Annotated in this window: 21 protein-coding genes; 17 read left to right on the plus strand and 4 right to left on the minus strand. The window is 66.5% G+C overall.

Annotated elements, in window-relative coordinates:
- Both JHD80_RS22280 and JHD80_RS22285 read right to left on the minus strand, forming a co-directional pair.
- The coding region (locus JHD80_RS22280) for an RbsD/FucU family protein (protein ID WP_199091923.1) at positions 1 to 409 on the minus strand (409 nt) is incomplete at its 3' end.
- On the minus strand, positions 403 to 1,263 hold the full coding sequence (locus JHD80_RS22285; RefSeq protein WP_199091925.1) for an amidohydrolase family protein: 861 nt from the start codon (positions 1,261 to 1,263) through the stop codon (positions 403 to 405). The genes JHD80_RS22285 and JHD80_RS22280, both read right to left, overlap by 7 nt.
- A 202-nt stretch (positions 1,264 to 1,465) precedes the next feature.
- Here JHD80_RS22285 and JHD80_RS22290 point away from each other — a divergent pair, with 202 nt between their 5' ends.
- The 8 genes from JHD80_RS22290 (at position 1,466) to JHD80_RS22325 (ending at position 9,421) form a co-directional block, all read left to right on the plus strand.
- On the plus strand, positions 1,466 to 2,803 hold the full coding sequence (locus tag JHD80_RS22290) for an ABC transporter substrate-binding protein (RefSeq protein WP_199091927.1): 1,338 nt from the start codon (positions 1,466 to 1,468) through the stop codon (positions 2,801 to 2,803).
- A gap of 139 nt (positions 2,804 to 2,942) precedes the next feature.
- On the plus strand, positions 2,943 to 3,872 hold the full coding sequence (locus tag JHD80_RS22295; protein WP_199091929.1) for a carbohydrate ABC transporter permease: 930 nt from the start codon (positions 2,943 to 2,945) through the stop codon (positions 3,870 to 3,872).
- Positions 3,872 to 4,690 (plus strand): carbohydrate ABC transporter permease, encoded by an 819-nt coding sequence (locus tag JHD80_RS22300; RefSeq protein ID WP_199091930.1) that lies wholly within the window; start codon positions 3,872 to 3,874, stop codon positions 4,688 to 4,690. Before JHD80_RS22295 ends, JHD80_RS22300 begins: the two co-directional genes overlap by 1 nt.
- Before the next feature lie 84 nt (positions 4,691 to 4,774).
- A complete protein-coding gene (locus JHD80_RS22305) occupies positions 4,775 to 5,671 on the plus strand; it encodes a dihydrodipicolinate synthase family protein (RefSeq protein ID WP_199091932.1) in 897 nt (298 codons plus the stop codon).
- Between the two features lie 23 nt (positions 5,672 to 5,694).
- The gene (locus JHD80_RS22310) at positions 5,695 to 6,372 is read left to right on the plus strand and encodes a GntR family transcriptional regulator (RefSeq protein ID WP_349237323.1); all 678 of its coding nucleotides are present in this window, start codon (positions 5,695 to 5,697) and stop codon (positions 6,370 to 6,372) included.
- A 55-nt stretch (positions 6,373 to 6,427) separates the two neighbouring features.
- Positions 6,428 to 7,420, plus strand: coding sequence for a sialic acid TRAP transporter substrate-binding protein SiaP (locus tag JHD80_RS22315; RefSeq protein WP_199091935.1), 993 nt, complete (start codon positions 6,428 to 6,430; stop codon positions 7,418 to 7,420).
- Positions 7,421 to 7,625: 205 nt separating this feature from the next.
- Entirely contained in the window at positions 7,626 to 8,138 is a 513-nt protein-coding gene (locus JHD80_RS22320) for a TRAP transporter small permease (RefSeq protein ID WP_199091937.1), read from the plus strand.
- Positions 8,135 to 9,421 carry a TRAP transporter large permease subunit gene (locus JHD80_RS22325; protein WP_199091939.1) on the plus strand — a complete coding sequence of 429 codons (1,287 nt, stop codon included), beginning with the start codon at positions 8,135 to 8,137 and terminating at the stop codon, positions 9,419 to 9,421. The genes JHD80_RS22320 and JHD80_RS22325 overlap by 4 nt, the downstream gene beginning before the upstream one ends.
- Before the next feature lie 19 nt (positions 9,422 to 9,440).
- Here the strand turns inward: JHD80_RS22325 and ppk2 are convergent, their stop codons facing one another.
- On the minus strand, positions 9,441 to 10,364 hold the full coding sequence (gene ppk2, locus JHD80_RS22330) for a polyphosphate kinase 2 (RefSeq protein ID WP_465246549.1): 924 nt from the start codon (positions 10,362 to 10,364) through the stop codon (positions 9,441 to 9,443).
- Between the two features lie 147 nt (positions 10,365 to 10,511).
- Between ppk2 and JHD80_RS22335 the strand changes: the two genes are divergently transcribed.
- From JHD80_RS22335 to phoB, 7 genes are all read left to right on the plus strand, one after another.
- Positions 10,512 to 11,561: an ATP-binding protein gene (locus tag JHD80_RS22335; RefSeq protein ID WP_199091943.1), complete on the plus strand. Its 1,050-nt coding sequence runs from the start codon at positions 10,512 to 10,514 to the stop codon at positions 11,559 to 11,561.
- A gap of 329 nt (positions 11,562 to 11,890) precedes the next feature.
- Entirely contained in the window at positions 11,891 to 12,916 is a 1,026-nt protein-coding gene (pstS, locus tag JHD80_RS22340) for a phosphate ABC transporter substrate-binding protein PstS (protein WP_199091945.1), read from the plus strand.
- A gap of 156 nt (positions 12,917 to 13,072) precedes the next feature.
- On the plus strand, positions 13,073 to 14,047 hold the full coding sequence (pstC, locus tag JHD80_RS22345) for a phosphate ABC transporter permease subunit PstC (protein ID WP_199091947.1): 975 nt from the start codon (positions 13,073 to 13,075) through the stop codon (positions 14,045 to 14,047).
- Between the two features lie 10 nt (positions 14,048 to 14,057).
- Entirely contained in the window at positions 14,058 to 14,942 is an 885-nt protein-coding gene (gene pstA / locus JHD80_RS22350) for a phosphate ABC transporter permease PstA (protein ID WP_199091948.1), read from the plus strand.
- A 45-nt stretch (positions 14,943 to 14,987) separates the two neighbouring features.
- Positions 14,988 to 15,788 (plus strand): phosphate ABC transporter ATP-binding protein PstB, encoded by an 801-nt coding sequence (gene pstB, locus JHD80_RS22355; RefSeq protein WP_199091950.1) that lies wholly within the window; start codon positions 14,988 to 14,990, stop codon positions 15,786 to 15,788.
- Between the two features lie 77 nt (positions 15,789 to 15,865).
- Entirely contained in the window at positions 15,866 to 16,585 is a 720-nt protein-coding gene (gene phoU / locus JHD80_RS22360; protein ID WP_091856981.1) for a phosphate signaling complex protein PhoU, read from the plus strand.
- Positions 16,586 to 16,729: 144 nt separating this feature from the next.
- Positions 16,730 to 17,437 (plus strand): phosphate regulon transcriptional regulator PhoB, encoded by a 708-nt coding sequence (gene phoB, locus JHD80_RS22365; RefSeq protein WP_047576054.1) that lies wholly within the window; start codon positions 16,730 to 16,732, stop codon positions 17,435 to 17,437.
- A 3-nt stretch (positions 17,438 to 17,440) separates the two neighbouring features.
- Here phoB and JHD80_RS22370 read toward each other — a convergent pair whose 3' ends face one another.
- Positions 17,441 to 17,827 (minus strand): SpoIIAA family protein, encoded by a 387-nt coding sequence (locus tag JHD80_RS22370; protein WP_199091952.1) that lies wholly within the window; start codon positions 17,825 to 17,827, stop codon positions 17,441 to 17,443.
- A gap of 119 nt (positions 17,828 to 17,946) precedes the next feature.
- Here JHD80_RS22370 and JHD80_RS22375 point away from each other — a divergent pair, with 119 nt between their 5' ends.
- Together JHD80_RS22375 and zapE are read left to right on the plus strand one after the other, a co-directional pair.
- Positions 17,947 to 18,699 carry an amino acid ABC transporter ATP-binding protein gene (locus JHD80_RS22375; RefSeq protein WP_349237324.1) on the plus strand — a complete coding sequence of 251 codons (753 nt, stop codon included), beginning with the start codon at positions 17,947 to 17,949 and terminating at the stop codon, positions 18,697 to 18,699.
- A 94-nt stretch (positions 18,700 to 18,793) separates the two neighbouring features.
- A partial coding sequence (gene zapE, locus JHD80_RS22380) for a cell division protein ZapE (RefSeq protein ID WP_199091954.1) occupies positions 18,794 to 19,679 on the plus strand: 886 nt, incomplete at its 3' end.

Consider the following 19,679-nt stretch of genomic DNA (forward strand, 5'->3'; position numbering starts at 1 on the left):
CATAGGGACGGGGATCGCCGACCTGTACCACCGCGAAAGCCCGCCGCGCCTGATCGTAGAATGCGAAGCGCTCGATGCCGACGAGCGGCTCAGCGCGGCCGAGCGCGGTGTCGATCTCGGCCTGCACGGCGCGCTGGACCTCGGGAATCGCGGCGGCGTCGCCGACCACTTCCATGCGCCTGACAGGCTCAGGCTCGAAATCGTCGATCGGCAGCACCGAGAGGATGGCGCGGGCGGCGCGCTGCATCGTCAGGCCGGGCAGGCGGATCAGGCGGCCGCTGGTGGTCGAGCTGGCGATGGTTTCGGCCGGGTGGTTGGCATCGACCAGCGCGAGGTCGTCGCCATGGCCCATCGCGGCGAGCACCCAGAGCAGGTCGGCGGAGAGGACGGGGTCGAGATTTCTCAGCATGACGGGCGGCGGCCCCTCTTCGTCAGGTAGATGCGGGCGGCGTTGCCGCCGAAGATCGCGGCGCGCTCGGCTTCCGAGAGCGTCGCGGTGAGGCGCTCAGCGGCGGCGAGCCATTGGTCGTAAGCAGCGGCGAGCGTCGCGACCGGCCAGTCGCTGCCCCAGAGCAGGCGCTCCGGCCCGAAACAGGCCAGCAGCTGGGCGACGGCCGGCGCCAGCGTCGCCTCGCGCCAGCCGGGTCCGGCTTCGGTGACGAGGCCGGAGAGCTTGCAGGTCGTGTTCGGCCGGGCGGCGAGCGCCGCGATGCCGCCGCGCCAGGCGGAGAGATCGGCGCCTGTCAGGTCGGGCTTGGCGCCGTGGTCGATGACGACGGGCAGTTCCGTCTCCCGCTTCAGCAGCTTCAGGAGAGCGGGGATCTGCGGCGGCTTCACCAGCGCGTCGAAGACGAGGCCGTGTTCCCTGAGCGCCGCAAAGGCGGGCGCGAGGCTCGGTTTCGCGAGCCAGCCGGGATCGGGAATGTCCTGCACCATGGGGCGCAAGCCGACGAGCAGCGGGTCGGCGGCAAGCGCTGCGATGCGGGCGGGGGCGTCGGGCGCCTCGAAATCGGTCCAGCCGACGACGCCGGCGACGAAGGGCGTGGCGGCGGCGATGGCGAGCAGATGATGCGTCTCGGCTTCGGTCGGTGCAGCCTGGACGAGGATGGTCGAGGCGATGTCGTGCTGCGCCAGATGCGGGGCGAGATCGGCGGGCTCGAAATCGCGGTAGATCGGCTTCAGGGCCGGCGTCAGCCAGCCGTAATCGCCGCGGCACAGCCGCCAGAAATGCTGGTGGGAATCGATGCGGGGCGGGCTCGTCACGGGCGGCTCTCGCAGGGGATTCGGCGGCGGGGAGGAAGGGTGTGGCGATACTATGTGCACGCCAACATGTTAGCTTGCAACCGGGCCGAAAGGAGATTAGCGTTCAGCCCGATCACGGATGCGGGAGGCGGTCTTCGCCTGTCGTTCCGCGCGACATCAAAGGCCCGAAACGGGCCGTGTTCAAGTCCTGGGGAGGACGCCGATGACCGATAGCATTCTCAAGCCGACGCGCCGTGTCCTGCTCGCCGGCGGCGCTGCCGCGCTGGCCTCGCCGCTGGTGCTGCGCAAGGCGCAGGCGCAAGGCGCGTTCGACTGGAAGAAATTCTCCGGCCAGTCGATCGACGTGCTCCTGGTCAAGAACCCGCGCTCGGACCTGATGCAGCAGGCCGAGAAGGAATTCACCGAGCTCACCGGCATCAAGGTTTCCTCCGAGCAGGTGCCGGAGCAGCAGCAGCGCCAGAAGGCGGTGATCGAATTCGCCTCGGGCAAGCCGAGCTTCGACGTCAGCGGCATCTCGCTGCATGTCCAGAAGCGCATGGCGGCCAAGGGCAAGTGGTTCGAGAATCTCGATCCCTACATCAAGAACGCGGCGCTGACTGCGCCGGGTTTCGACTTTGCGGATTTCGGCGCCGGTCCGGTCGCCTATGCGCGGCAGGCCGACGGGGCGCTCGATACGATCCCGTTCTTCGTCGACTATTGGATGATCTACTACAACAAGGAGCTCTTCGACGCGAAGGGCGTCGCCTATCCCAAGACGATGGATGAGATGTTCACCGCGGCGCAGAAGCTGCACGATCCCGCCAAGGGCGTCGCCGGCTTCGTCTCGCGCGGCCTGAAGAACGCCAATGTTCCGGTCTGGACCTCGCTGATGCTCGGGCAGGGCATGGAAACGACCTCGCCCGAAGGCAAGTTGCTGACCGATACGCCGGAGGCGATCTGGGCGGCCGATCTCTATCGCAAGCTCAACAAGGAGACCGGCCCTGCCGGGCAGGTCGGCTTCAACTGGAACGAGTGCCAGACCACCTTCATGCAGGGCCGCGCCGCGATGTGGCTCGACGGCATCGGCTTCGCAACGCCGCTGGAAGACCCGTCCAAGTCGCGCATCGTCGGCAAGGTCGGCTATGGCGTGACGCCGCCGGGGCCGAAGGCGCATTACGCCGGCATGTTCGCCGACGGCATGGGCATCTCGCGCGGCTCCTCCAAGAAGGAGGCCGCCTGGCTCTACCTGCAGTTCATGACCAACAAGAAGAACCAGCTCGCCATGCTCAAGGCCGGCGCGGGCGCGCCGGGTCGTTCCTCGGCCTATCTGGACACCGAGACGATCCAGGCGTCGAAGTTCGGCAAGCAGTATTTCGAGTGCCTGCTCGGCTCGGCCAAGATCGCGCGGGCCGGCCTGCCGCAGATCGTGCCGGTGACCGAGTTCCGCGACGTGTTCGGCGTGGCGCTGACCAACGCGATCGGCGGGTCGGATGTCGCGGCCGAGCTGAAGAAGGCGACGGAAACCTTCGCGCCGGTGCTCGCCAAGAGCGAGCAGGGGTGAGGCAACGCGCGACGCGGGAAACGTCATGGTCGGGCTTGTCCCGACCATCCACGTCTTCCTCCGCCGCAGAGCGCGTTCAAGACGTGGATGCTCGCCACAAGGGCGAGCATGACGATGGGTTTCAAGTGAAGCAGACCGCATGACCAGCACGTCCCTGCCAGCCAGCCTGCCGAGCACGACGCAAGGGCGCGCCGCCGCCGCTTCGGCCGATTTCACACCGCGCTACTGGCTGTTCTCGCTGCCGGCAGTGCTGGTGATCGCGGCCGTGATCGTGTTCCCGTGGCTGTTCACGCTCTACATGTCCGGCCAGGACTGGAAGATCGGTGGCGGGGTGGAATTCGTCGGCCTCGGCAATTTCGCCGAGCTGATGAAGGACCAGCGCTTCATCGAGTCGATGGGGCATACGTTGTATTTCACCGTGCTGGCGGTGGTGCTGCCGATCGTGTTCGGCACCGCGGCGGCGCTGGTCTTCCATCGCGAGTTCCCGATGCGGGGCCTGCTGCGCACGATCTTCGTCATGCCGATGATGGCGACGCCAGTCGCGGTCGCGCTGGTCTGGACGATGATGTTCCACCCGCAGCTCGGCGTGCTGAACTACCTGCTCTCGCTGGTCGGCATCGGGCCGTCCGGCTGGGTCTACGAGCCCTCGACAGTGATCCCGACGCTGGTCATGGTCGAGGTCTGGCACTGGACGCCGCTGGTGATGCTGATCGTGCTCGGCGGATTGGCCGGGCTGCCGCGCGAGCCCTACGAATCCGCGCTGATCGACGGCGCCAATGATTGGCACATGTTCCGGCACATCACGCTGCCGCTGGTCTGGCCCTTCATCATGGTGGCGATCGTCATCCGCACCATCGATGCGCTGAAGGCTTTCGACACGATCTTCGTGATCACGCAGGGCGGGCCGGGCACAGCGTCGGAGACGCTGAACATCTTCCTCTATCTGCAGGCCTTCCAGTTCTACAAGATCGGCTACGCCTCGGCCGTCGTGGTGATCTTCTTCGTCATCATCATCATGCTCTCGCTGCTGCTGCTCTATGCCCGGCAGAAGTCGAAGTGGAACGCGTGATGAACCGCACGCTCAAGAAAGCCGGCTTCTGGGCCTCGGTCTTCGTGCTGGTGTCGCCGGCGGTGCTGGTCTTCCTCTGGATGATCTCGCTGTCGCTCAAGAACGAGCTCGACAACACCGCCTTCCCGCCGGTCTTCATTCCCGATCCGCCGACGCTGAAGAACTATGTCGACGTCTTCGCGCAGAACAATTTCGGGCTCTATCTCTGGAACTCGATCCTGGTCACGGGCGGGGCGGTGCTGCTCGGGCTGATCGTCGGCGTGCCGGCCGGCTACGGCATCGCGCGCGGCAAGGCGCATAAATTCGCGGTGCTGATCCTGGTCGCGCGGATGACGCCGGCCCTGTCCTACCTGATCCCGCTCTTCCTGCTGTTCCAGATCACGGGATTGGTCGGCTCGATCACGGCGCTGGTCATCACCCATCTCGTCATCACCATCCCGATCATCGTCTGGATCATGATCGGATATTTCGAGAACGTGCCGATGGAGCTGGAGGATGCCTCGCGCATCGACGGCGCCACGACTTGGCAGGCCTTCCGCCATGTCGCGCTGCCGCTGGCCAAGCCCGGCATCGTCGTCGGCGGCATCCTCGCCTTCATCTTCTCCTGGAACAACTTCATCTTCTCTGTCGTGCTCGGCGGCAAGGGGAGCCGGACGCTGCCGTCTGCCGTCTACAATTCGCTGACCTTCGAGCAGATCTCCTGGGGGCCGCTCGCTGCGGCTGCCCTTCTGGTGACGCTGCCCGTGCTCCTGGTCACCGTCATCGCCCAGCGCCAGATCGTCGCCGGACTCTCCGCCGGGGGCCTCAAGGACGGCTAGCGGCAAGCCTGCGGGATCGCTTGCGGGCGGTTCTGTCTTCATTCTAACATGTCAGTCAACATTCAGCTCTGAAAGTTCCTCGAAATGGCCACCGACAAGACCCGCTTCGGCCTCTCCTGCGCAATCACCACCCCGATGCGGGAGGGCGGCAATGTCGACCTGCCGCGCCTCGTCCACCATGCACGCCATGTGCTGGCGGAGGGCTGCGATTCCGTCACCCTGTTCGGCACGACGGGCGAGGGCGCGGCGCTCGGCCTCCCGGCGCGGACCGCGATGATGGGCGCGCTGATCGGGGCGGGGATCGATCCCGCCAAGCAGATCTATGCCGGCATTGCCGCGGCCTCGATGCATGAGGCGGTGGAGCAGGCGCGCATCGCGCTCGATGCCGGCGCGAAGGGCCTGCTGGTCGCGCCGCCCTTCTACTTCAAGGGCGTCAGCGACGAGGGGCTCTATGTCTGGTTCTCGCAGTTCTTCGAGAAGCTGGGTGCCTCTGCCCGCAACGTCGTCGTCTACCACATCCCCTCGGTGACGGCGGTCGATATCAGCGTCGGCCTGGTGCAGCGGCTCAAGACCGCGTTCCCCGGCCTCGTCATCGGCGTCAAGGATTCCTCGGGCAGCTATGCCAATACCGAAGCGCTGCTGAAGGCGCATGGCGAGCTCGCCATCCTCGTCGGCGACGAGCGCCAGCTCGCCAAGGCGGTGCGCAACGGCGCTCAGGGCACGATCTGCGGCCTCGCCAATCTGGTGCCCGGCCTGCTGCGCCCGATGGTCTACGAGGGCAAGGACAGCCCGGTGGTGAACGCTCTCGTCGACGAGATCTGCTCGCATCCGGTGCTGGCGGCGGTGAAGGCGCTGGTCGGCCATGTCCATGGCGACGACGGCTATGGCGCGATGCGCCCGCCGCTGGAGGCGCTGGATGCGGCCACCCGCAAGCGGCTCTTCGCCGCCTTCGATTCGATCAAGCAGGCCAAGGCAGCCTGACAAGGATGTCGCAAGGAGGGATCGTGAGCGAGCCGGAGCAGGAAGCGCGCGAGGGCGAACCGCTGAAGCTAAGGGAGCGCGCCTATGCCTCCTTCACCGAGCGATTGCTGGCGCGCGAGATCAAGCCCGGCCAGTTCGTGACCCAGCGCGAGCTCGTCGCGATGACCGGCTTTCCGCTCGGCGCCATCCGCGAGCTGGTGCCGCGACTCGAGGCGGAAGGCCTGATCAAGACCGTGCCGCAGCGCGGCATGCAGGTCGCCCATGTCGACCTCAACCTGATCCGAAACGCCTTCCAGTTCCGGCTCTTCCTGGAGAAGGAGGCGACGGCGCTCTACACCCGGAATGCGACCGAGGACGAGATCGCCGAGCAGCGCGCCCGGCACGAGGCGATCATCGCGCGGGCCGAGGCCGGCGGCGACGAGCGCCTGATCGAGGATGCCGAGGATGTCGACCGCCTGATGCACGAGGCGATCATCGACCATCTCGACAACGACATCGTCAGCCAGGCCTTCCGCGTGACCTGGCTGAAGATCCGGCTGATCCGCCAATACGAGACGCGCATCCAGAACCATATCCTCGTGCCGGTGATGCAGGACCATCTCAAGATCATCACCGCGATCGAGAGCCGCGATCCGGAACGCGCGTCGGAAGAAATGAGCATCCATATCGGCAATGCCCGTGCGCGGGCGATGCAGTACTGACGACCGCAACCATTACGAGCCGGACGAACCGGCCGCTCCCCGGAGGGAACAGGCGATGACGAAGCAGACGAGGCGCGAATTCATGGCCGCTGCGGCGGCGGGGGCGGCTGCGATCGCGGCGCCCAATATCCTGAGAGCGCAGGCACTGGTGCTGCGCTGGGCCGACGGCCAGCCGGCGAGCCATCCTTCGCCGCAGAGTGCGGTGAGGGCCGCCGCCGAGATCAAGGAGAAGACCGGCGGGCGCATCGACGTCCAGTCCTTCCCGAACGGGCAGCTCGGCTCCTCCCGCGACATGGTGGAATCGGTCGCATCGGGCGCGCTGACCATGGTGACGGAAGGCGCGGCGCAGCTCGGCCAGTTCGTGCCGCAGCTCTCGATCATCGAGGCGCCCTATATCTGGAAGGACGCGGCGCATATGACGCGCGCGCTGAAATCCCCGCTGATCGACGAGCTCAACAAGGCGCTGGTCGAGAAGCGCGGCATGCGCATGATCGGCGTCAATTATTACGGGGTGCGCCATCTCACCAGCGGCAAGAAGGCGATCAACTCCGTCGACGACATGAAGGGCTTCAAGCTGCGCGTGCCGGAGGTCGACACCTTCCGGGCGATGGCGGAAGCCTGGGGCGCGCGGCCGACGCCGTTGAATTTCTCCGAGCTCTACCTCGCCCTCTCCCAGGGCGCGGTCGACGGGCAGGAAAACCCGCTGCCGACTATCGCCTCGGCCAAGCTCGGCGAGGTTCAGAAATACCTCGTGCTGACCGCCCATATCATCACGCCGCGGCTGGTGATCGTAAACGAGGCGGCCTGGCAGAAGATTCCGCAGGCCGATCGCGACATCGTCGTCGCGGCGATCGACAAGGCCGCGACCTGGCAGGACAACGAGATCCTGGAGCAGGAAAAGGGCCTCGCCGACACGCTGGCGAAGGGCGGCATGACGGTGATCAAGCCGGATAACGAGGCCTTCCGCAAGCCGGTGCTGGCCAGCGTGCCGGCCAAGTTCGAGAGCAAATGGGGCAAGGGCCTCTGGGACCGCATCCAGGGGCTGTGAAGGCGGGTCTCAATCGCGTTCCGTCACGCTGCTTCCATTTCCCGTCCTGGTCGGGCTTGTCCCGACCATCCAGGTCTTCGCTGGTCCAACCGGTGTTCAAGACATGGATGCTCGCCACAAGGGCGAGCATGACGGGCGGGCAGGCCTTCGGCTTGCACGGCGTGACGGCAGCGCTGTCTGGTCCGAGAGAAGGAAAGCAATCCGCATGACGCGCTGGTCCAAGGCTTTCGACCGCCTGATGGAGGTGATCGCGGCGATCCTCATCGTCGCGCTGCTCGTCGTCGTCACCCTTGGCATCGTCACGCGGGCGCTGGGCGAGCCGTTGATCTGGACCGACGAGGTCTCGCGCTTCCTGATGCTCTGGGTCGCCGTCGCCGGCTGGATCCTGGCGAGCCGGCGGCGCGCCCATATCCGCATCCGCTTCTTCCATAACCTGCTGCCGCAGCATGGCTGGCGGGCGGCCGAGAGCGTGATGCAATCGGCGATGGTCGTCTTCGGCCTGCTGGTGAGCTGGTACAGCGTCCATCTGATCCAGGCGAACTATGATCTCGAGGCGACGACCGTGCCGCTCTCGATGGGGCTGCTCTATGTGCCTATGCTGGTAGCGGGCGTCGTCACCGCGCTGCAGGGACTGGCCGAGCTGATCGACAATATCCGCAACTGGCACAGCCCGCCGTTCCAGCCAATTGCGCCGACGCTGCAGGAGGCGGCCGAGTGAGCACGCTGATCTTCCAGATCTCGGCCGTCTGGCTGCTCTCGATCCTGGCGGGGTTCCCGCTCTTCGCCTCGATGGGGCTTGCCGCCTTCGCCTTCGTGCTGATCGGCGATTTCTCCGCCTCGATCGTGCCGCAGAAGATGGCGCAGGCGATGAACTCCTTTCCGATCGTGGCGGCGCCGCTCTTCATCCTGATGGGCAACATATTGGGCGCGGCGCGGATCACCGACCGCATCGTCGCCTTCGCCACGGCGGTGCTCGGCTGGCTGCGCGGCGGCTATGCCCATGCCTCGATCCTGACCAGCATGATCTTCGCCGGCATGGTCGGCTCGGCGGTCGCGGACGCGGCAGGCTCGGGCGCGATCGAGATCCGGGCGATGCGCAAGGCGGGCTACCGGCCGGAGACCGCGGCCTCGATCACGGCGGCAGCGGCGACGATCGGCCCGATCATCCCGCCCTCGCTGCCGATGGTGATCTATGGCGTGACGGCCGATGTCTCGATCGGCCGGCTCTTCATCGGCGGCGTCATTCCCGGCATCCTGATGGGGCTGTCGCTGATGGTCATGGTTGCGATCATCGCCAGGCGGCAGGGCTTCCGGAAGGAGCCGTTCAAGGGCTTCCGCGAGATCGGCCGCAGCTTCTTCAACGGCTTCTTCGCGCTGATGACGCCACCCCTGATCCTTGGCGGCATGTTCACCGGCATCTTTACGCCAACGGAAGCGGCGGCCGTCGCCTGCCTCTACGCGCTGTTCCTCGGCTTCTTCGTCTATCGCACGCTGGAGGTGAAGCAGCTCTGGCCGATCCTGATCGAGACGGTCGAGACCACCGGCCTCGTCACGGTGCTGGTGATGGCGGCGGGCGCGCTCGGCTGGTGCATGTCGATCTCGCGCGTGCCGCAGACGCTGACGCCGCTGATCGTCGAGACGATCAAGGACCCGCTCGTCTTCCTGCTGGTCTGCAACCTGATCCTGCTCGTCGTCGGCTGCTTCATGGAGGCGCTGGCCGCGCTGCTGATCCTGATCCCGATCCTGGTGCCGGCGGCGCACAGCTTCGGGATCGACCCGGTCCAGTTCGGCATCATCATGATCCTGAACCTGATCCTGGGGACGATCCATCCGCCGATCGGGGTGGTGCTCTTCGTGGTGACGCGCATCGCCAATGTCTCGTTCGAGACGATGTCGAAGGCGATCCTGCCCTGGCTCGTGCCGCTACTGGTGGTGCTGGCCATGATCACGCTCTGGCCGCCCCTGACGACCTGGCTGCCGAACCATGTGATGGGGCCGTGAAGCGGGTACCGGAGGGTTCTCAGCTCTCCGGCTCGCCGCCATTGTCGAGATAGCGATCGACCGGAATGACGATGTCCTCGTCCAGCAGCCCGATCGCGGCTTCGTCCTTGCCCTTGTAAGGGATCGCCTTCAGCACATGGCGGATCGCGTTGAGCCGGGCGCGGAGCTTGTCGTTGCTGCGCACGACATGCCAGGGCGCGGCCTCGGTCGAGGTCCGGGACAGCATCTCGTCGAAGGCGCGGGAATAATCGTCGAAGCGCGGGACCGACTCGAAATCGATCGGCGACAGCTTCCAGCGCTTGAGCGGATCGTGCCAGCGGGCGTGCAGCCGCGTCATCTGCATCTCGCGCCCGATGGTCAGGAAGAGCTTGATCAGGCGAACGCCGTCGCGGGCGAGCATGCCCTCGAAAACCGGCGCCTCTTTCAGGAATTGCTCGGTTTCTTCCGGCTTGCAGAAGCCCATGACACGCTCGACGCCGGCGCGGTTGTACCAGGAGCGGTCGAAGAACACGATCTCGCCGGCGGTGGGCATCTGCGCGGCATAGCGCTGGAAATACCACTGGCCCTTCTCGGTGTCGGAAGGCTTGGGCAGGGCGACGATGCGGGCCTGGCGCGGATTGAGATGCTGGGTGAAGCGGGCGATGGTGCCGCCCTTGCCGGCGCCGTCGCGCCCCTCGAAGACGATGACGATGCGCTCGCCATGCTTGGCCGTCCAGCGCGTCAGCTTCTGCAGTTCGATCTGCAGCGGCTCCATCTCGCGGTTGTAGCGCTTGCGCTTCATCCGCTTGCCATAGGGATAGTTGCCGCTGTGATAGGCGGCATCGATGATCGCTTCGGGCAGGCTGTCGGCTTCGAGGTCGAAGTCCTTCGCCTTGATGGCTTTGGTGCGCGTTTTTGCCCGCTTCGCAGGTTCTTCCGACGGCACGACGACGGGATCCTTCACGTCCGAACCCGAGAACTTCTTCGCCATGGTTAGGCTCCTCTTTCGCAAGCAGCCTAGCCGGCTAGCTCGCGGAAGGGAATTGACGCCCGTCGCGCTTCCGCTCAGGAAGAGGCCCGTCGGCACCCGCCGTCTGTCTCCGGGTTCTCCATGGTCAATCTTTCGGCTTCCAATGCCGCGCTGGTGCGGGACATGGTCGAGGCGCTCGGCGCGCCGGCCGTGCTGCTCGACGGCCAGGGCGTGGCGCAGGCGCTGAGCCCGGCGATGCCCGTCCTGATCCCGGGGCTGGCTGTCGGCAAGCTGCTGGCGCTGGTGCTGCGCGACCCCGATCTCAACGACGCGATCGAGCACGTCGCGCTCGGAGGCGGACGCAAGACCGTCGAGCTCGTCGAGCGCGTGCCGGTCGAGCGGACCTTCCGCATCCATATCGCCGCGCTGAACGACAGCGGCCTGCGCCACGCGACGCTCCTGACCTTCCAGGACCTGAGCGAGCAGCGCGTGATCGAGCGCATGCGCGTCGATTTCGTCGCCAATGCCAGCCACGAACTGCGCACGCCGCTCGCCTCGCTGCTCGGCTTCGTCGAGACCTTGCAGGGGCCGGCCCGCAACGACGAGCGGGCGCGCGAGCGCTTCCTCGGCATCATGCGCGAGCAGGGCCTGCGTATGGCGCGGCTCGTCGACGACCTGCTCTCGCTGTCGCGGATCGAGCAGCGCGCCCATGTCGCGCCGGATACGCCGGTCGATCTCGCCGGCATCGCCCGCGAGATCGTGGATTCGCTGACGCTGATGGCGCGGGAGCGCGACGTCACGCTGGCGCTGAAGACGCCGCGGGAGGCGCTGCAGGTGCCGGGCGACCGCGACGAATTGCTGCGCCTGATGGAGAACCTCGTCGAGAACGCCATCAAATACGGCAAGCCGGGCGGAGAGGTGGCGATCACCGTCGAGGCCGGCGAGAGCGAGGCCAGCGTCAGCGTCCGCGACGACGGGCCGGGCATCGCGCCCGAGCACCTGCCGCGCCTGACCGAGCGCTTCTACCGGGTCGACACCGCCGCGAGCCGCGAGGCCGGCGGCACGGGCCTGGGTCTCGCCATCGTGAAGCATATCGTGCTGCGCCATCGCGGGCGGCTGACGATCGAGAGCAAGCCGGGCGAGGGCGCGACCTTCAAGGCGATCCTGCCGCGCTTCGAGGGCAGAGCGTAGGGGATACCCGCGCATTGGACCTGCCCCGGCCTTCGTGACTCCGCCGTCATTCCGGGGCTTCGCGCCAGCGAAGAGCCCGGAACCCAGAACCGATACCGTTTCCGAAAGAGGGCGAGGTCGGATGAGCGCCTGCATTCATCACGACATCGGTTCTGGATTCCGGGCTCAGGCCTGCGGCCTGCCCCGGAATGACGGCGAGTTTGCCGACCGGTGCCGGGACAGCTTTCGCAGCTTCATGACACCTTTCATGACGGATTGTCATTTGGCTGTCATACAGAGGGTGTTCTGACAGGGCCGCTGCATATAGCGACCCAATGAGGACATCTCACATGCGCAAGATTCTCGTTCTCGCGGCCGTTGCCGCCGGGATCGCCGGTTCCGCCCAGGCTGCCGACATCACCGGCGCCGGCGCGACCTTCCCCTTCCCGATCTATTCGAAGTGGGCCGAGGCCTACAAGAAAGAGACCGGCACCGGCCTGAACTACCAGTCGATCGGCTCGGGTGGCGGCATTCGCCAGATCAAGGCCAAGACCGTCGCCTTCGGCGCGACCGACGCCCCGCTCAAGGGCGAGGACCTGACCAAGGACGGCCTGATCCAGTTCCCGACCGTGATGGGCGGCGTCGTGCCGGCCGTGAACATCGCCGGCGTCGAGCCGGGCAAGCTCAAGCTCTCGGGCGAGATCATCGCTCAGATCTACCTGGGCGACATCAAGAAGTGGAACGACCCGAAGATCGTCGCGCTCAATGCCGGCGTCACCCTTCCGGACGCGAACATCAACCCGGTCTACCGTTCGGACGGCTCGGGCACGACCTTCGTGTTCACCGACTATCTCGCCAAGGCCTCGGCCGAGTGGAAGTCCAAGATCGGCGCCAACCAGTCGGTCCAGTGGCCGGTCGGCATCGGCGGCAAGGGCAACGAGGGCGTCTCGGCCTCGGTCAAGCAGGTCGCCAACTCGATCGGTTATGTCGAGTATGCCTATGCCAAGCAGAACAAGCTCTCCCACGCCCTGGTGAAGAATGCCGACGGCAACTTCCCGGCGCCCGAAGAGAAGGCCTTCCAGGCCGCCGCGGCCAATGCCAACTGGCAGGAGCAGCCCGGTTTCGGCATCTCGCTGAACAACCAGAAGGGTGCGGATGCCTGGCCGATCACCTCGGCGACCTTCATCCTGGTCTATGCCAAGCCGGAGAAGCCGGAAGAGACGCAGGCCGCGCTGAAGTTCTTCGACTGGGTCTACAAGAACGGCGACAAGCTCGCCAGCGAGCTCGACTACGTCGCCCTGCCGGCGAACGTGAAGGATCAGGTCCGCAGCGCCTGGAAGGGCGTGACCGACACCTCGGGCAAGCCGATCTTCTGATCGCTGCCAAGCGACAAGGCGAGGCGGGTTCGACCCGCCTCGCCACCCTCATCAAGCCCTCATCCTGAGGAGCCACCTTCGGGCGCTCTTCAGGATGAGGGCTGGGATCGGGCGGGTTCCCCGCCGATCCCGGCTATGCCACCGGAGCTTCCGCGGATGACCGCAGCAACCGACATGACCAGCATTCCCGGCGCGACGCCGATCGTGCGCAAGACGCCGAAGGCGACCTTTGATCTCGTCTTCCGCAATGCCAGCTTCGGCGCAGCGTTGCTGGTGCTGGTGCTGCTCGCCGGCATCATGGCCTCGATGGTCATCGGCGGCTGGCCGGCCTTCCGCGAATTCGGCCTCGGCTTCATCACCTCCAGCGTCTGGGATACCCAGAACGATCAGTACGGCGCCTGGCCGGCGATCGTCGGCACGCTCTCGACGGCGCTGATCGCGCTGGTGATCGGCGTGCCGCTCTCGCTGGGCATCGCGGTCTACCTGACCCAGCTCGCGCCGGGCTGGTTCAAGAAGCCGGTCGCGACCGCGGTCGAGCTGCTCGCCGCCGTGCCGTCGATCATCTACGGCATGTGGGGCCTGTTCGTCTTCGTGCCGCTCTTCGCGGCCTATGTGCAGATCCCGCTCTCGAACATCGTCGAGGGCCTCCCCATCGTCGGCACGGTGCTCTACTCGCGCTCGCCCTCGGGGCTGGGCATCTTCACGGCCGGCATCATCCTCGCCTTCATGATCGTGCCGTTCATCGCCTCGATCACCCGCGACATGCTGGAGCAGATTCCCTCGGTGCTGCGCGAGAGCGCCTACGGCATCGGGGCGACGACCTGGGAGGTCGTGCGCCATGTGCTGGTGCCGCAGGCCGGCGTCTCGATCATCGGCGCGGTGATGCTCGGTCTTGGCCGTGCGCTCGGCGAGACGATGGCGGTGACCTTCGTCGTCGGCAACGCCAACCGGCTCTCGGCCTCGATCCTCGATCCCGGCTCGACCATCGCCTCGCGCATCGCCAACGAGTTCAACGAGGCGATGGGCCTGCAGCTCAACTCGCTGATCGCGCTGGGCTGCATCCTGTTCTTCGTCACCTTCGTCGTCCTCGTCATCGCGCGGCTGCTGGTCGCCCGCGTCAAGCGCTACTGAGGCTCAACCCATGACCATGACGACCACGCCTCGCGAATTGCCGCACCAGCCCTGGGGCCGCGTGCGCCAGACCCGCCGCACGGCCGACCGGATGATGAAGATCATCGCCACCGGCTTCACCTTCACCGCGATCTTCGTGCTGTTCTGGATCCTCGGCATGCTCGTGGTGAAGGGCATCGGCGGGCTCTCCGTCGCGACCTTCACGGCGGTCACGCCCGGGCCCGGCTCGGAGGGAGGCGGCATCGCCAACGCCATCGTCGGCTCCTTCGTGCTGACCTTCCTAGGCATCGCCATCGCCACGCCGATCGGCGTGCTGGCGGGGACCTGGCTCGCGGAATATGGCCGCAGCTCGAAGCTCGCGAACCTGATCCGCTTCATCAACGACATCCTGCTCTCGGCGCCGTCGATCCTGATCGGTCTGTTCGTCTACGTCATCCTGGTCGAGCCGTTCCGCGGCTATTCCGGCTGGGCCGGCGGCGTCGCGCTCGGCATCATCGCGATCCCCGTGATCGTGCGCACGACCGAGGACATGCTGAACCTCGTGCCCGGTCCCTTGCGCGAAGCCGGCGCCGCGCTCGGCGCGCCGCCCTCCGTCGTCATCACCTCGGTGACCTGGCGTGCGGCCAAGGCCGGCATGGTCACCGGCATCCTGCTGGCGCTCGCCCGCATCGCCGGCGAGACCGCGCCGCTGCTCTTCACCGCGCTGAACAACAATTTCTGGTTCTCGCCGACGCTCGTCGGCGGCGTCTCCAACCTGCCGGTGACGATCTACCAGTTCGCCTCCGCCCCTTACGAGAACTGGCAGCAGCTCGCCTGGGCCGGCTCGCTCATCATCACCGTCTCGATCCTCGTGCTCTCGATCGTTGCCCGGCGTATCGTCGCCGGCAGCAAGTGAGCCTGAAACCAACCCGGTCGCGACCGACCTTGAGGACCTAAGTCGATGCTTTCGACCCTTGAACTCTCCCCCCAGTCGCTCGATGCCGAGGCGCCCGTCCGGATCGCGGTGAAGAACCTCGATTTCTACTACGGCGAGCACAAGGCGCTGAAGAACATCAATCTCGACTTCCGCGACCGTCACGTCACGGCGCTGATCGGCCCGTCGGGCTGCGGCAAGTCGACCCTGCTGCGCATCTTCAACCGCATCTACTCGCTCTATCCGGAACAGCGCGCGGAAGGGCAGATCATGCTCGACGGCCGCAACATCATCTCCAACGACGTCGACGTGAACGAGTTGCGCTCGCGCGTCGGCATGGTCTTCCAGAAGCCGACGCCGTTCCCGATGTCGATCTACGACAACGTCGCCTTCGGCATCCGCCTCTACGAGAAGCCGCCGAAGTCGGAGCTCGACGACCGCGTCGAAGGCGCGCTGCGCCGCGCCGCGCTCTGGGACGAGGTCAAGGACAAGCTGAAGAGCTCCGGCATGGGCCTCTCCGGCGGCCAGCAGCAGCGCCTGTGCATCGCCCGCACCATCGCGCAGAAGCCGGAAGTGATCCTGTTCGACGAACCGACCTCGGCGCTCGACCCGATCTCGACCGGCAAGATCGAGGACCTGCTGGAGCAGCTCAAGAGCGACTTCACCATCGCGATCGTGACGCACAACATGCAGCAGGCCGCGCGCATCTCGCAGTACACCGCGTTCATGTATCTCGGCGAGGTCATCGAGTTCGCGCCGACCAACACGATCTTCATGAACCCCGCCAAGAAGCAGACCCAGGACTACGTCACCGGCCGTTTCGGCTAAGCGGGATTTTTATTTCGCATCGGCTTGCCCGAAAACCGGTTTCCACTTTTCGGGCCGATGCGCCGGAGGAACACGCCATGACCGACCACATCGTCCGCTCCTACGACACCGATCTCGAAGGTATCCGCCGCAGCCTCGCCGAAATGGGCGGCATGGCCGAGCGCATGCTGGGCGATTCCACGGTGGCGCTCGTTCGCCGCGACACCGCGCTCGCCCAGAAGATCATCTCGGCCGACCAGCGCCTCGACAATCTCCAGCGCGAGGTCGAGGAGAAGGCCGTGCTCACCATCGCCCGGCGCCAGCCCCTGGCGCAGGACCTGCGCGAGCTGATCTCGGCGATCCGCCTCGCCTCGGACATCGAGCGCGTCGGCGATCTCGCCAAGAACATCGCCAAGCGCGCCGTCGCGATCGCCGGGCAGTTCCAGCCGCCGCATCGCGCGGTCGTCGGCCTCGAGCATATCAGCCGCCTCGTGCAGGCCCAACTCAAGGACGTGCTCGACGCCTATGCCGCGACGAACGAGCAGAAGGCGCTCGAGGTCTGGAAGCGCGACGACGAGATCGACGCGCTCTACACCTCGCTGTTCCGCGAACTCCTGACCTATATGATGGAGGACCCGCGCAACATCACCTTCTGCACGCATCTGCTGTTCTGCGCCAAGAACATCGAGCGGATCGGCGACCACACCACCAACATCGCCGAGACGATCCATTACCTCGTCACCGGCGATTCCCTCGACGTGAACCGGCCGAAGCTCGACACGACCAATATCGAGGTCGAAGCGGTGACGGGAAACTGAACGACCGAAAAGTGCCGTAGCCTTTCCGTCTTGGTCGGGCTTGTCCCGACCATCCCCGTCTTCGCCTCTTCAGGCGCTGTTCAAGACGTGGATGCTCGCCACAAGGGCGAGCATGACGGAAGGCTCGAAGGACGGAAAAGAAGCATGGCCGCACGCATCCTGATCGTCGAGGACGAGGAGCCGCTCACCCTGCTGCTGCGCTACAATCTCGAGGCCGAGGGCTTCGAGGTCGACAGCGTCGCGCGCGGGGACGATGCGGAGCTGCATCTGCGCGATCACACGCCCGATCTCGTCCTGCTCGACTGGATGCTGCCGGGCCTGTCCGGCATCGAGCTCTGCCGCCGGCTGCGCTCGCGCCGCGACACCGAGCGCGTGCCAATCATCATGCTGACGGCGCGCGGCGAGGAGACCGAGCGGGTGCGCGGGCTTGCGACCGGCGCCGACGACTATGTCGTGAAGCCGTTCTCGCTGCCGGAGCTGATCGCACGCATCCAGGCGCTTTTGCGCCGGGCGAAGCCAGGTCACGTCGCGGGGCTATTGGCGGCGGGCGATCTCGAACTCGACCGCACGACGCGGCGTGTCCGCCGCGCGGGCAGCGAATTGCATCTCGGGCCGACCGAGTTCCGCCTGCTGGAGTTCCTGATGCAGGCGCCGGGCCGGGTCTATTCGCGCGCCCAGCTCCTCGATGCGGTCTGGGGCCGGGATGTCTATATCGACGAGCGCACGGTCGACGTCCATGTCGGGCGGCTGCGCAAGGCGATCACGCCGGGGGACGCCAAGGACCCGCTGCGTACCGTGCGCGGCGCCGGCTACGCCTTCGACGAGACGTTTGCGCGCGGCGGGGCCGCTTGAGCCTCAGGCGTTCGGGCCGCCCTCGATATCGCCGACCCAGCTCAGCGCCTTCTCGTAATCCTCGGGCTTGAAGGCGCGGACCTTCACGAAGGGGATCGCCGGGTCGAGCAGATCGACGAAGCCGGCGAGCCAGCCCCTGTCGGTGACCACCGCTTCCTTCGGAAAACGCCTGAGCTCCCAGAGCTTGCCGAGGCTGTAGCGCGCGTCCTTCCAGGCCGCGGCCAGCGTCATGTCGGTGAAATCGGTCATATCCGCGAGAATGCCGAGCTTCTCGTGACGGGCGAGCCGGGCTTCGATATCGGCCATGATCGCGTCGAGATCCTCACCGGTCAGCGTCTGCGACAGGCGATAGGCGGCGACATGGTCCGGGGCCGGCAGAATGGTGAGCATGGATCGTCCTCCTGCCCGACAACGCGCGGGCGCGGGCGAGGTTCGCCGGGCTGGTCTTGCCGCGGATCGAACGCTATGGCCTCCGACGCCATTTTCGAAGGCGATACGGAGGACGCGAGGTGAGCGCGGCGCAGACCACGAAGGCTGAAGGCGCGGCCGTCACGATCGCCCATGTCGGCAAGCGCTTCGGTGGCGTGCAGGCGCTGACCGACGTCTCGCTTGCGGTCGCGCCTAGCGCGATCCAGTGCATCATCGGGCCGTCGGGCGCCGGCAAGTCGACGCTGCTGCGCTGCATCGACGGGAGCGAGGCGGCCGACGAGGGCACGATCCAGATCGGCGGGCAGCTAAGCGAGACGGGGACCGCGGGCCAGCCTCTCGCCGTCGGCATGGTCCCGCAACGGCCCGTGCTGTTCGACCATATGACCGCCCTGCAGCACATTCTCGAAGGGCCGTTCGCCCGGCTGAAGCTCTCGCGCAGGGAGATCGTCGCGGAGGCGATGGCGGCGCTGGAACGGGTCGGGCTCCCCGACAGGCGCGACGCCTATCCGAACGAGCTTTCGGGCGGGCAGCAGCGGCGCCTTGCCGTCGCCAGAGCCTTGGCGGCGAAGCCGCGGCTGATGCTGCTGGACGAGCCGACCGCGGGGCTTGATCCGGATGCCGCGGGCGAGGTGCTCGATGTCATGCGCGGCCTCGCGGGATCGGGCCTGACCCTGATCGTGGCGACCCATGAAATCGGCTTCATCCGGGAAACCGGCGACCAGGTCGCCTTCATGGATGGCGGCGAGATCGTCGAGATCGGGGCGCCTCGGAGCATCCTCGCCGCGCCCAAGCAGACGCGTCTGCGCGACTTTCTCGCCTCGCTGTCGGTGTAATGGCGCTTCGCTGGAAGTGTCCTGCGGGCTTGCGATGCGGGCAGTGCTAACGTAACCCGGTCAGGTCTTCCTCGGATCGCCAGCGCCCGCCGTCATGTCAGCCTCGATCACCGACCGTTATGCCGCCCTGGTCGAGGCGGGCGCCATCGAGCGCGATCCCGCGCAGGTCGCCGTGGTCAGGAAGCTCCAGGCGCTGACCGAGACGCTCGCCGCCCGCCGCCTCGCCCGCAAGGGCAGCGCGCTCGGCTGGCTCTTCGGCAAGAAGCCGGACACGGCTAGCGCGCCGAAGGGCCTCTATGTCTGGGGCTCGGTCGGCCGCGGCAAGACCATGCTGATGGACATGTTCTTCGAGGCCGCGCCGGTGAAGCGCAAGCGCCGCGTGCATTTCCACGAGTTCCTCGCCGACGTCCATGGTCGCATCAACATCTATCGGCAGAAGATCAAGAGCGGCGAGGTCAAGGATTCCGATCCGATCGCGCCGGTTGCGGCGGATCTCGCCGATGAGGCCTATCTGCTCTGCTTCGACGAGTTCACCGTCACCGACATCGCCGATGCGATGATCCTCGGGCGGCTGTTCACGGCGCTGTTCGCGGCGGGCGTCGTGGTGGTCGCGACCTCGAATGTCGAGCCGTCGCGGCTCTATGAGGGCGGGCTCAACCGGGCGCTGTTCCTGCCCTTCATCGAATTGCTGCAGACCAAGGTCGAGGTGCTCAAGCTCGATGCGCGCACCGATTTCCGTCTGGAGAAGCTTGGCGGCGCGCCGGTCTATCATGTGCCGGCCGACGAGAAGGCGAAGGCTGCGCTCGATACGGCCTTCAAGGCGCTGTCCGGCGTGGCGCAGGGGCAGCGCACCGTGCTGAACGTGCAGGGCCACGACCTCGTCCTGCCGCAGGCGGCCGGCAGCGTGGCGCGGGCGAGCTTCGCCGATCTCTGCGCCCAGGCCTATGGCGCGTCTGACTATATCGCCCTGGCGCAGCGCT

The sequence above is a fragment of the Allobosea sp. ASV33 genome (genome assembly GCF_016428755.1).
In the GTDB taxonomy this organism is placed as follows: Bacteria; Pseudomonadota; Alphaproteobacteria; order Rhizobiales; family Beijerinckiaceae; genus Allobosea.